This is a genomic window from Flavobacterium sp., assembly GCF_027484945.1.
In the GTDB taxonomy this organism is placed as follows: domain Bacteria; phylum Bacteroidota; class Bacteroidia; order Flavobacteriales; family Flavobacteriaceae; genus Flavobacterium.
Genome location: NZ_JAIXRZ010000065.1, coordinates 1 through 13,891, shown reverse-complemented (window position 1 = coordinate 13,891; position 13,891 = coordinate 1). Strand labels below are relative to the sequence as shown.

The window sequence follows — 13,891 nt, the reverse complement described above, 5'->3', positions numbered from 1 at the left end:
TTATTCGTTTAAAAGTAGTTTTATATCTTCTGTTATTGCTTTTATTCCAGCTTCTTCTAATCCATCATAATACAGAATTGGATTGCCGTGTTGATCTCTTCTGCAGCGAATAGCACCATTTTTATCGATCAAAGCAAACAAGCCAGAATGTTCGAAGCCTCCGTTTACTTTTTCTTTAGACTCTCCTGCAAAAATATTAAATCCTTTGTTGGAAAGATTAAAAATATAGTTTTTATCACCCGTCAATAGATGCCAATTTTGACTAGTGACTCCAATTTTTTTTGCATGTTCATTTAAAACCTTTGGAGTATCATTTTCGGGATTAATAGAAATGGAAGCAATTCCAAAATTAGGATTAGTACTAAACGTATCTTGAAGCCGAACCATATTTTTATTCATTACGGGGCAGATACTCGGACAAGTAGAAAAGAAAAATTCCAATACATACACTTTCCCTTTGTAATCTGCATTAGTAATCCATTTATTATTTTGATCAGTTAACTTAAAATCGGGGGCCTTACCCATAATCACTAAGCTTGACTTGGCGGCATCTTTTTTAATTTCATAAGATAAACTCATTCGATCATTACGCACTACGTCACCGTTTTTAATACGGTCCACAATCTTTGGAACAAAAAGAATTCCAAAAACTAAAATAATAAAGGAAAGTCCGATGTATGATTTGTTTTTCATCCTTAAATCTTGCGGTTGGCTTTGTTGTTCACTTTTAAAGCTAATCGGTATTCCGCTAAGATAACTTTCACGTCATCAATCATATTGTTATATAAATCGGACACTTTAAAAGTGTTATAACCTTCTTGGTATTCTTCTTCGCCCTTTTTATTTTGCCCCTTGCGGCCACGTAAGTTGCGCTTTTTGTCAATAATATAAACACTTGGAGTACCCAATTGACTGTCTAATTTTCCAACTAACTTCATAGAATTATAGAAATTTTGGATTTCGCTTGGGGGTGCAAAAATGAAATTCCAATTGGTTTGTGGCCCTAGTTTTTTTAAACTTTCTTGTAATTGAATCACTTTTGACTGAGTTCCTTGGGGCATGACCATTACCATTTGAAAATCTTTAAAATCCTTATTACGGTTATAAATTTTTTCATATAGATTAAAAAAACCGCCTTTATGTTTTTCTACATCATACCCAATAAATCCTAAAATGGTAATCTTATTGTTGAGCGTTGCCTTTTTACCATCGAGCGTAGACCACGTTTCGATATTAGGAATTGTGGGTGTAAGTACCGGTAGTTTGGCAAAACTATTTACCCCAGAAGCAAAAAAAAGGTAGGCCACTATAGGCAATATAAATAAGATGAATAAGACAATATTCTTTTTCATGAATCGGTAGGTTTCATTAATACAAAAATAAAAAAAGGTACGCTATCGCGTACCTTAAACTATAAATAATGTGTTGTTAAAAATTCCATTTTATAGTGGCATCTCTAAAAACAGTGAAAACATAATCTGCTTCTGCTAATAAAATGAAGGTCAAATACAAAATTAGGAAAATCCCTGTCCACACTACAGCGCGACGCAATGCCTTTGTTTCACCTTCCATGTGCATGAATGCCCATACAATATAGTAAGCCTTTACTAAAGTTAAAATAATGAAGATCCAGTTTAATAGATTCATCGTTAAGAAATCGGAATGGTATAATGAATCGGGACGTTTAATCCCTAAAGCTACCTCAACAATTGTAATAATCGATAGATAACCAAATACTAGCCAAATTCTTTTTGTATTAGAAACGTGTTCGTGTCCCATGATTCTTTGCCTTTAAAAATTATACCAAATAGAAGAAAGTAAATACGAATACCCAAACTAAGTCTACAAAGTGCCAATAAAGACCTACTTTTTCAACCATTTCATAGGATTTTCTTTTATCGTAGGTACCTAATAACACATTGATAAAGATAATAATATTGAATACTACACCTGAAAATACGTGGAATCCGTGGAATCCGGTGATAAAAAAGAAGAAATCAGCAAACAATTTACTTCCATATTCATTTCGGTGTAAATCAGCACCTTCAACAACAATTTTTGCAGCTTCAAGACGTTTAAGCGACTCTTCGCGCGTTAAAATTGTTTTGTGTTTTACATGATTCAAGGTTGGGTGAAGACCACTTGCACCTTTAGCAGTTGCCTCAGAATAAATAACTTCAGTACGAACTAAAACATCTGGATTTTTTTTGAAGCCTTCAACTACTTCATTAACTGAATACGAAGGCAATGATGGCTCAGACATGAACCAAGTTGCTTTACTTCGTGTTAACTGCTCACGTTCTTCTGGAAGAGTGACCGCAAAATCGGATAACTTGATGTGTTCGCCTTTTGAATTTACGAATTGTAAGATACTACCTCCTTTGGTTTCGATAGCTCCGTATTCGCCTTTGATAAAGTTTTTCCATTCCCAAGCTTGAGAACCCACGAAGATTAAACCCCCGATGATGGTTAAAAACATGTAAAGCGCTACTTTTCCTTGTTTCAACTGGTGTCCCGCATCTACTGCCAACACCATAGTAACCGAAGAAAAGATAAGCACAAAAGTCATAAAAGCCACATAATACATAGGCATTGACACACCATGCATAAACGGAAAGTGTGTAAATACTTCATCTGCAATTGGCCATGTTTCAATAAATTTAAATCTCGAAAAACCGTATGAAGCTATGAATCCAGAAAAGGTTAAAGCATCCGAAAGAATGAAAAACCACATCATCAACTTTCCATAGCTCGCTCCTAACGGTTCAGCGCCTCCGCCGTTCCAAACATTAGCTACACCATTGTTTGTAGTAACTGTAGATCCCATATTAAATAGTAGTTAAAAAAGTTCCCAAATTTACATTTTTTTCTCATTTAAAGAAATACAAAAATAAAAATAAATACAACCATAAGGCATCTAGAAAATGCCAATACATCGCACCCAGCTCAATTCCAATATATTGAGCTGAAGTATACTTTTGTTTAAAATGATTATAAATTATAATTAATAATGAAATTATGCCTCCAAATAAGTGGGCTAAGTGCACATATACAAGGATATACATAAATGCAATAGTTATTGAACCCGACTTCCCGGTTGGAAATAACCGATGGGCAAACAACTGATCAAATCCTTGAAATTGAAAGTACACAAACAATCCTCCCAGCACTAATGTTAACCACAACATGAAGGTGGTAATCGTTCGGTTTCCTTGTTTAATAAATCGTTGTGCCAAATAAAATGTGAGACTGCATAGTACAATCAATACCGTACTAATCAAAAAAGCAGTGGGCATTTCATAATCCTTTAACCAATCGGGGCGGGATTTACTCACCACCATAGCACTCGTTAACCCTGCAAAAAGCATTACTATGCTGATCATCCCAAAAATCAATAGTAATTTATAGGATCTTTCCGTACGCGCTTTATTTTCAATTGCTGTCATCATACTATCGTAAAAATTTATCTGTAATGTAAATTATTTGCAGTAAAGTTATGTAAGAAACACTAACTAACATAAGCACTCGTGCAGCTTTGGGCGTGCGTAAACGGTATAATTTAACGGCATAAAATAACATCCACAGCCCCAAAAGCAATACCGCAATAGTAGCTGGTGTGCTTATATACAACTGCCCCGTGTAACCAAAGCTTGGCAAAATAGAAGCTACAATCAACCAAAGTGTGTATAAAATAATTTGCAAGGCTGTACGGTTATCCCGTTGACCCGTGGGCAACATAAAAAATCCTGCTTTTTCGTAATCTTCATATAAAAACCATCCTATTGCCCAAAAATGAGGGAATTGCCAAAAAAACTGAATCAAAAATAAGGTCCCAGCCTCTATTCCAAAGTGATTCGTTGCCGACACCCATCCCAACATAAAAGGAATTGCTCCCGGAAAAGCACCAACAAATACCGATAAAGGGGTAACTGCTTTTAAAGGGGTATAGACACTTGTATATAAAAATATTGAAATCGCACCAAACATAGCCGATTTCGGATTAATCCAGTACAACAAAATCAAACCCGTTATGGTAAGTGCACTTGCTACAAATAAAGCTACATTGGGTGCCATCCGCCCTGAAGGTACCGGACGGTTTTTTGTACGATCCATTAAAGCATCCAGGTCTTTTTCGATGACTTGATTGAAGGCATTGGAAGCCCCTACCATACAATATCCTCCTACAGCCAACACAAAAAGAGTTAACCAACTGAATGGGTTTTTATCACTTACCCCTAATAAATATCCCGCAATAGAAGAAAAAACAACACTAACCGCAAGACCGGCTTTGGTTATTTCTTTGAAATCCAAAATAATTTTCAGCGGATGTAGGGACGCAGTAACTGTATTCAAGGTAATTCGTTTAAGAATTAGGTATTAATTGGGTGCAAAAATAGTTTATCCAAGAGGATTTGCCAACAAACAATACTTAAATATTATTGAATTCTTAATAATCAAAATACCAATTGAAAATATCGGTCCGAATTCCAACCATAAACCAAGTTGTATTGGAGTCTTTAACCTGAGTAGTTTCAGTAGTTGGGTTAAAATTTCGGTATATTAAATTGGCAAATACTTTTAAATTGGTGGTTGGATTAAGCGTATAACCCGCTTGAATATCGGCAATTAAAATGGATGTTTTATTCCCTTGCCCTATCACGACACCTTCATTCTTTGGACGAAGATCATTATAATTCAAATAAATATCCCCCCCATAATTATAATTGTCTTCAGCGGTGTTGAAATCCAACCCACGAATGCCATAATTGACCTTAGCTGTTGCGTAATAACGCCCTTTATAATATTTTGCAATGGCCACTAACTCCCGCGTATTTCCTCCCCATTGGTGCCCCAAACTCTGGTTATTGTTCCCATAATTGGTCAAAACATTACTATGGGAATACACATACGGACGAATGGCATTGTATTCGACTTGAAGCATTAAATTATCGACAGCAAATGCATTATAGTATTTCAAACCAATTTGGTAAGCATATTTATTTTTCCAGCTGCGTTTCCCCGAGCGCATTTCACCCAAAGAAAATTCATCCAACAAAAATTGACTATAGAAATTCACACTATTACTGAATTTGTATTTGGTTGTTAAGCCCAATAATGCATTACCGCTTTTTGATGACGACGAAAACTCTACAGCTCTATAAAAAATGATTGGATTTACAAAATTCATATCAAATCCACGGTCGTTTTGATTGGACCAAACAACCGACTCAAACAAGCCTATATTGAGGCGCGAATTAACATTCCAACTTAAGTAATGACTCGCTACAAATTTAGTTGCATAGGTTCCGTCAATGGTAACTTCCGGACGGCTATCCTTCATCCAAGTATACAAGTTGGTGTATTTAATTTTCCAAAACTTCGTATTGATTTTAAAATACGGATACGGACTTACGCCGTCTGTTAATAAAAGGGAGCGGTAGCCATCTCCAATAAAATTTCGGCCATGTCCCAACTGAAAATCGACATGTTTACCAGGCGCATAGTTGATGTAGGCCTCTGCCATAGGAAAATCAAAAGCATCGGTTTTAAAATCTTTTGCGATTCCTACTCCAGGTATTGTTGCAGGATTTCCACCAGAAGGCTTTAAACGCATTGCATAGGCATTGAAATAATCGGCAAAACGCCCTTGACTTTCAAAAATAGTGGCTGAAAAATTCACTTCATTGCCTAAGCCTCCACGAATTTGAATTCCGCGGGTATTGATATAGGTTAGTTTTTTCGCTGCCGGTGTACTCATACCCAATTGCAAATCAACCACCGGATTTAAGGTAAACCAATAATCGGCTCCCTGCAAAGCAACTAAATCTTCATTCCATAATTTCCGCCCCCACCAACTGGTTTTATTGAGCATTAGCGCTTGATTTGCTTCGCGTAAATTATAATATTTTGCAACTTCAGCATAGGAATAGGGCTGTGAAGACGTGTGTGAATTAGCTCCAACTTGGTTTAAAGCCCAATCAAATTGTCCATAAACACGATGCGAAAAAGGTATTGTCAAACGGCTTTCAAATTGGGGTTTAGAAAATGGCTTATAAACCATACTATCGATTTCCTTTAATTCCAGATCCTTTTGAAATTTTGTAGTGGCTACCACTTTAGGAGCTGCAATTACAGGTTCTTTTGGTAACTCATCGGGGTTAATTAAAGGCACCGAAAAACGAACCGTGTATTTGGCATAGGTTGGATTTCCATTAAATGTAGCAGGCTTAACTTGGGGCAGTAGTGCAAATACACGTCGGCATTCTTTGACCACATTTTCATCAGCAGCATCAATAAATAAAGGTAAAAATGCGCCTTTCTCATTCACTTCAAAAACCACAATAACTGTCCCTTTGAACTGTTCGGGTGCTTTAAAGTTTTGAAAAATAAACAACTGCACTTCCCGATCAAAACACCGTTGGGTTTCAACACCCTCCACAGTTGAACAATTTGGAAACACTGGTGGATTTTGCTTAAACGATTGTGCGTGTAGCAATACTCCAATCCAAAAGAATGATACAAGTAGTATTTTTTTCATAATCTTAATATGCTGTTGTACTAATTTCGCCATGAGCAATGGCTTTTGCAGCTGATGTTCCAATTCGTTTTACACCTAATTTAATCATCTCAAGCGCTTCAGATGTTGTGCGAACCCCTCCAGCTGCCTTTACGGGTAGTGGCCAACAATTTTCTAACATTAGCACTACAGTTGGTATCGTAGCTCCATTGGGAAGACCTTCTGTAGTGGGATAAAATCCAGTTGATGATTTTACAAAAACGTTAGGGAATTGCGGTTCTTTAAAGTTGGCAATAATTACATTTTTAATCAAAGTAGCCAGTCGAATAATCTCTTCATGAGTCAATGCTGCTACCTCTATGATCCACTTCACAACTTTATGGTGTTCTAGCCCTAAACGCGTGCCTTCCAAAATTTCTTGTTTTACCAAAGCGTTATTTCCTGCTTTAAATGCTTGATAATTGCAAACAAAATCCAAATCATCGGCTCCCTCTTTAATGGCTTGATTGGCTTCTTCAAGTTTTTGGGTTAATGAAGCTGTCCCTTCGGGAAAACCAATTACTGTACCTACCGCTACTTTTGAACCCGCTTCATCAATCATTTCACGAGCAATTTTAACCATTTCTGGGCGAATCATGATGAGCTTAAAAGCTTCATCTATTGCTTCTTGAATGCAGTTTTTTACAACTTTCAAATGCTCCTCCTCCGAAAGTCCAACTTGTTCCGGCAATTTTAAATAGGTAGAATCCAGATACGATTTAATATTCATTGGATAAGTATTGGCTCCAAAAATACAAATTCTCAATGAGCTTGATTCGATTCCATAAAAAAACCACCCTAATGAGCGGCTTTTTCTAATTTATTTTTCATAAGTAGTAATCCTGTCAATGCACCAAGTGTGTTTGCAAGCACATCCCAACCATCAGCTGAACGGTTATTGGTAATTGCATATTGAAGAATTTCCATACTCACTCCGTATCCAATTGCAATTAAAAAAACAGTGTAAAGAATAGGTCTATTGATCTTTAATCTGCTTTTTACCCATAAAACTACAAATACCAAATAAAATATAAAGTGAACCCCTTTATCTTTATGCGGTATAGGAATTCTTCCTCCTATGGATCCTATAGTGACCAAACTCAACCAAGTGATTAGACTGGTCCAAATAAGAGCCAAAAAAAGAAACCAATTGGGTTTATGCACCAATTAAAGTTTTGTAAGCAGCTGCGTCCAATAAACCATCCCATTGGGAAGCATCCGAAATTTTAACTTTAACCATCCAACCTTTTCCGTAGGGATCAGTATTAACTGTTTCAGGTGTTGTTTCTAATTCTTCATTAAATTCAATAATTTCACCGCTCATAGGAAGAAATAAATCGGAAACTGTTTTAACCGCTTCAACCGTACCAAACACCTCGTCTTGTGCTAAGGTTTGATCTAAAGTCTCAACTTCAACATAAACGATATCACCCAATTCGCGTTGTGCAAAATCGGTAATACCAACTGTGGCTACATCACCTTCCAAAGAAACCCACTCATGGTCTTTGGTATACTTTAAATTTGAAGGAATATTCATTTGTATTTAATTATTTTGGGTCAAATGTAAGGTTAATTCTCGTACTTAAAAACGATTTTTTTAGGTTTTCAATTAGTTGCCAAAATTATAACGTAGGGTAAAGCCTGTTCGGATATTGGTAATTGGGAAGGAGGTTGAAATCACAGCCTGTGAAAACGTATGGTCGTAAAAGAAAATCGCAGTTAAGTTTTTGCTAAACGAATAATCTGCAGTTACTCTTGCCGACCACAAATCCTGTCCGCCACCCAATTGATTATTATTGTAATCCAAATAACGCACAATCGTTTTACTATTACGATACGATAAATCAACTTTGATATTGATATCACTTTTGATTACCCCTGTCGGATTATCGGCCAAACGCGATGAAATTACCACATCTTTAAAACGGAATCCGGTTCCAATTACATACTCCACACCTTGCTGCTCGGTCAATAAATTATTATCGAAACTAAAGGATAGTGCGCGATCTTTTTTCATTTCCATTAACAATTTGAACGAACTCTTAGTTTCAAAATCGATGCGAATCAATGGGCTAAACTGTTCGACCATATTTACATTACCTACAATTGTTGTTTGATAAAAATTGTTATTCGCTGGATTGATTACATCAGCTTGATAATCGATATTTGAACGGAATGAATTAATCGTATACGATGCTTTATAATTGTGTTGAATTGAAAATCGTTTAAAACGCTCTTTAAAATATGTATAACGCATCAATCCATTATATTTTATGTTCCACCCAGGAATAGGAATGGTTCTAAAAATCCCTGTTGAAACTTTATTGGCATCTTTACCCGTATAAGCAGCAACAAAAGCGGGCAATAATACATCTTGACTATTTTTCCCAAATCCAACGGGATATCCCTCTGCATCAAGGGCATAGGTGCCACCTGCATAATAGCTTTGTGCCAAGCGATGCGCAATGACCAAACGGTTTTCTCGGAATTGATTAAACGCAGCCGAACCAAATTCATCACTAGTTTTAAACGAAGTAGCAATCATATTGGTTGAGATTGCGAAATTTCCAGTTGAATACGGTGAACGGGAGTTATATTCGCCATTCGACACATCATACTGTTCAGAGAAATTGGAAGCATACGTTCGATTACCCGATAAATCAATTTTAAAATCGGGAAACAAATCAATATTGGCCGTAAAATCTAATGTTCGATTTAAAACTTCCGTATAACTTTGGTTAAAGTTGGGATAATCGGTTAACCAACCGCGCTTTGCTGCTTCAAAACGCACATCATCTTGAATTCCAAAAACGAAACCTAACGAAGGCTTGCTTGACCCAAAGAATCCGAGACCTGGTGTATATCCTGGTAGTGCTGTAGCTTGATTTTCGGAATAGTTAATTTGAATATTCTTGATACTGGTTGCAAGGCCAATTAACCCTTCAACAAACGCACTTCGCTCTGAGGTAGGAGTAACCGCAGTATTGGTTACTTTTTGTCCGGGTTTTGGTGGTCCCGTTTGCGTTGTTTTTGTATTCTTTTTTGTTTTTGTGAGACCAATATACTTATAGAAGGTTTCCATATTAAATTGGGTATTCAACTTATGGTTACCTGAATTTTGAACCGTATTTCCAAGATCATAGGTCGTATTGGTAGTTGCATCAAAATAACTCGATAAAGCTACCGAAGAACGTTGCCAAGAAAACGTACCGTTATAGGTATATGTTGGTTTAATAAATGCTAAAAATGGGATTTTACTCAACGGCAACTCATAATTCACCGTTACTTGTTGATTATGCGTATTTGGAATTCCCGGATTCCAGAAGTCAGACCAAAGCGTATACGAATTATCCGGAACATTATTTTCATCAATATAGTTTCGTACAATATTACTCGAAGTAGCATTAAAATTAAGTTTCAATGACTTGGTTAAATTGTAGTTAAATCCATATTGGTAATTAAACAAATAATTCCGTTGATAAAGCGTTTCTAAACCAATTCCTTCTACATCAACCAAACGGTAATTTTGGCGGTTCAACTGGCGATTAATATTGGAACTAAACGAAATGTTTGAGGGTAGAAAATTAAAATTAAAATCGCTAAGCAACTTCCAATAACTACTTTTTTGAAACGTTTTAACTTTTTTCAACGGTTCCAGCGGCTTATTTTGAAATGCGAATGTATAATCTACTGCCGTATTAACTTGTTGGTCTTGGTAGTTTTCCAACTCATAACTGTGGCGGTCGGTTTGATTGTAGGAATAAGAAAGCGTAACGTTTTCTACATCATAAAAATGAGGTTTTTGTTTGTCACCACGATCTTTTTTGACTCCAATAAAATTAATGCTTTTTCGCTTGGTATAGTCAATCGCCCGGTTGCGAATATTTCTTTTTTGCGATTCGTCCTCTGTAATATCGATTAGTTGTTTTAATTCGATGTCTTGATAATACGGATCATATTTTGGCGTAATAATTTCTTCCCCAACTGAATAATTGAACGGAAGGTTAATATTCCATTTTTTAGGCAATAATTTGCCCAAGCTCATATTGGTAACAATATTATACTGCAAAACATCCTCACGACTGCGTTCATTAGGCCCTTGGTCAATCGAACCGAAACCGATAGTGCTCAATTTACCGGTGGCCGATACATTTGCGAAATCGGCAAGATTTGCATCTAAATTAGCCACAGCAGCCATTCCTCCTTTATTACTCATTTCAGCAATACGCAATTCATTAAACCATACTTCACCTCCTAATCGACGGTAACGTGGGTCGGAGGGGTCATAGAGCTTTTTGGTGTTATTTTTTACACCAATCATTAATACGCGAATTAATCCGAAGTTGGGATTTCCTCGAATACCCAAAGTGGCCAAATTAACTTTGCCGGCTAGCGACGCATCCAATTCATCTTCGCGTTTGTAATAAATTTCGCCAGGTGCCGTATAGATATGGCTCAATGCTTTCACTTTAAGCGCTGTTAACAAACTCAGAGCTACATCGATTTGATTTTCATCCGGCCAGACATCTACAGGGGTATTTTGATTGTATCGGGATTTCTTTAACGGAATTTCAATTTGATAAAAGTTGTCTGTGACGTCATTACCGAATCGAATAAACGCGACCAATTCATCATTTGTATCATCCCAGTTTAAAGGAGATGATGTCACACTTTCATCGGTTAGCGTTTCAGCGTGTAAGAACATTTTTAGTTTCTTAAACTGACGCATATCAACATTTACATTTTTAAATACACCACGAGAGTCACCAGGTTCCAATCCTAATTCAGGTACTCGAATCGACAATGACTGCTCGTTTTGCGGAATTAATGTATTGTTATTGAATAACTGTTCTAATTGTACTCCTGGAGGAGTTACATAATTAATTGGACTTCGGGTACCATTTTCTTGAATATTCAATGCTTGAACATCAAAGGGAGTCCCATCATCTTCAGGATCAGAATCGGAGGCATCCAAAGTATTGGTAAACCTTCTCCATTCTCCACGAACAAGGTCTAATGCGCCAAAGCGAAGGGTTACCGGCTGGTTAAAATTAGTCAAGAAAATACGCATAAAGCGGATCGATCGGAAATCAGAAATACTTCCGATGGTTGCCGTTGGTGTCGCTACAGGAATTTTAAACTGAAGCCAGCGCGCTTTTACGGGCAATCCATTGGCCGCTGTAACTTCTGTTTCCCGAATGTCTGTAATAAAGTTGGCACCAACATTACTAAGGGCTCCTGTATTATTGATGGTTACTTTATATTCATAATACGCATTTATAGTATTCATCGTATTATCCCGGTTGGCATCTTCGACGTCGGGAATGGTAGTCGAACCCCTATTGGTATCGGTAACATCAATTGGTGAATTGCCTTGAACGTTATTATAGTTTTTATAGCGATCTAAAACGGAGCCGTCCGTATTTAAAAAATACGTATAATTATCTGCAGAAGGATCAGAAAACGAGGCAAATGCATTAAACTTTGTTGTTTCTTCAGCGTCGCTTAAACCATCGTAGCCCACATCTTGCGCATTACGGGTATTGGTATCGGTATCAAATGCATAAATTAACGATTGCGAGGCAGGAACATTCCCCCAAGTTTGATTGGTAACCACTTGGCCTGGACCTAAACCATTTTCATAGAATTTACGCCCATCTTGTAGAACATCTTCTGAAATTTCACCCAAATTAAAATACAATTGTCCCGCATTGTTAGGATCTGTAGCAGCACCGGGATTATTGGGATCGTAATAGGGATCCATCATCCAAAATTGGATATATTCAACATTGGACTGTTCAAAATTGGTTGCATTCAATGGACGCATTATACCACCAAAATTATTTTGTGGATTGGGCAGTATCCCAGAGGGAACAGCATCGGGATTGTAATTATAGGGTCCGCGTTCTTGAGGAAAATAAGCCAAATCCAAGGTGTTTACAACTTGCGACTGCCCTTGAGCAACTACCGTTTGCGGATACAACTCCGACATATAAATTCGTCGCGTACTATTTATTGACAAATCGTCTTGAGAAATTCCACTGGGGCGCTGGGTATAAAAAATAGGATCGATTGTATACCATGCTAATTTAGCGCGGTTATACCCATAATTTAATTGAAAACTGGACGCATTAAAATCAAAATAATCTACATTACCTGTAGTGGGTCGCGAGGGCGTTGACGATAAAAACCAAGACAATGGCGTACGGAGATCAATATTCGTTTGGGAACCTTCAAAATCTTCAATATACAACGTTGACTGGCCGTTAAATCGATCTCCTTTTGGAGTTCCAGGTTGCAAAAACGCCACTTCTCCTCTAAACGAAACATTGGAAGCTACATCTGTATCAATATTTGGCAATTTATTCACCAATCGCGTAAAGAAAGGAACTTCGGAAGATAGACTCGTGTTGATTCCGAATATCGTATTATTTACCGATTCTTGTCCATAATTGGATTTTTGGGTAAATGGGCGTTCCGACATTTTTAATAAAGTAGCGCCTACAAGAGCCTTACTATTAAATTTATGTTCAACATTCACTCCCCAAAAACGACGCGTTTGTTGACCAAATACAGAATTATTCTCTACCGAAACTTCAATAGGCGTATTGGAAGCTTGAAGCGAAGGATCTAAAATTTGAACCCTTCCAGCTTGATAATTAACGGTATAATCAACACCTTCGACCAAACGTCTGCCGCCTGCCATAACTACAACCGAACCTTGCGGCACATTAAATGCTCCTATAGGAATCCCATCGCCTCCCGCCGATTTGAACTTTCCTCTTAATTGGAATTTATTCTTTTCACTATCCTGTAAGGCTGCCGCTTGAGTGCTGGCGTATAATGTTCGGAAAACATATTTATTCTGATTGGCATTAAAATCTGAAGTTAAAATAGGATCCCCAAAGTAATTCTCTCCTGGACTGGTTCGTAATTTTTCAAACAAATAGCGTCCAAAAGGCTCTACCTTGGTAAAAATAATTCGTCCATTTTGCTGATCAATTGTTAAGCCTGGAACGAAGTCAAAAAATCCATCACCGCCTGTTTGCGGATCGTTTGCAAAATTTAATTGATCCATTGAAAAAACACGCATTAACGGAGTGTCTTTTACGTCATTGGGTAGTGGTGAAGTAGTATTCGCCGCCACAATGTAGTTCAATGGTGAAGGATCTGTATATAAAATATTGAATTTAAAATATTTATACTTTTAGAAGATTCTATTATTAGCATGTAAATATTTATCTAAAGATTTTAATAATTATTATTTTTGAATTAATCTTCACTTTAACTAATAAGAATAGAGTTTAGGGCTTTAGGGGTTTTGGGGTTTTGGGG

The 13,891-nt window shown here is 37.0% G+C and carries 10 protein-coding genes and 1 pseudogene; all 11 read right to left on the bottom strand.

What is annotated here, in order from left to right; translation table 11 throughout:
• Positions 1-693 (bottom strand): SCO family protein, encoded by a 693-nt coding sequence (locus Q0039_RS09460; protein ID WP_297512019.1) that lies wholly within the window; start codon positions 691-693, stop codon positions 1-3.
• A gap of 2 nt (positions 694-695) precedes the next feature.
• On the bottom strand, positions 696-1,352 hold the full coding sequence (locus Q0039_RS09455; protein ID WP_297512017.1) for a hypothetical protein: 657 nt from the start codon (positions 1,350-1,352) through the stop codon (positions 696-698).
• Between the two features lie 76 nt (positions 1,353-1,428).
• Entirely contained in the window at positions 1,429-1,779 is a 351-nt protein-coding gene (locus Q0039_RS09450) for a cytochrome C oxidase subunit IV family protein (RefSeq protein ID WP_297512015.1), read from the bottom strand.
• 19 nt (positions 1,780-1,798) lie between these two features.
• Entirely contained in the window at positions 1,799-2,827 is a 1,029-nt protein-coding gene (locus Q0039_RS09445) for a cytochrome c oxidase subunit 3 (RefSeq protein WP_297512013.1), read from the bottom strand.
• Between the two features lie 43 nt (positions 2,828-2,870).
• Positions 2,871-3,449 carry a cytochrome c oxidase subunit 3 gene (locus tag Q0039_RS09440; protein WP_297512011.1) on the bottom strand — a complete coding sequence of 193 codons (579 nt, stop codon included), beginning with the start codon at positions 3,447-3,449 and terminating at the stop codon, positions 2,871-2,873.
• 1 nt (position 3,450) lies between these two features.
• Entirely contained in the window at positions 3,451-4,353 is a 903-nt protein-coding gene (cyoE, locus tag Q0039_RS09435; protein WP_297512009.1) for a heme o synthase, read from the bottom strand.
• A 94-nt stretch (positions 4,354-4,447) separates the two neighbouring features.
• Entirely contained in the window at positions 4,448-6,571 is a 2,124-nt protein-coding gene (locus Q0039_RS09430) for a gliding motility protein RemB (protein WP_297512007.1), read from the bottom strand.
• Positions 6,543-7,286 (bottom strand): deoxyribose-phosphate aldolase, encoded by a 744-nt coding sequence (gene deoC, locus Q0039_RS09425; protein ID WP_297512005.1) that lies wholly within the window; start codon positions 7,284-7,286, stop codon positions 6,543-6,545. Before deoC ends, Q0039_RS09430 begins: the two co-directional genes overlap by 29 nt.
• A 68-nt stretch (positions 7,287-7,354) precedes the next feature.
• A complete protein-coding gene (locus tag Q0039_RS09420) occupies positions 7,355-7,720 on the bottom strand; it encodes a VanZ family protein (protein WP_297512003.1) in 366 nt (121 codons plus the stop codon).
• On the bottom strand, positions 7,713-8,093 hold the full coding sequence (gene gcvH, locus Q0039_RS09415) for a glycine cleavage system protein GcvH (protein ID WP_297512001.1): 381 nt from the start codon (positions 8,091-8,093) through the stop codon (positions 7,713-7,715). Before gcvH ends, Q0039_RS09420 begins: the two co-directional genes overlap by 8 nt.
• Positions 8,094-8,165: 72 nt before the next feature.
• Positions 8,166-13,751, bottom strand: a pseudogene (gene sprA, locus Q0039_RS09410) (cell surface protein SprA); the annotation flags it as partial.
• Between the last annotated feature and the right edge of the window lie 140 nt (positions 13,752-13,891).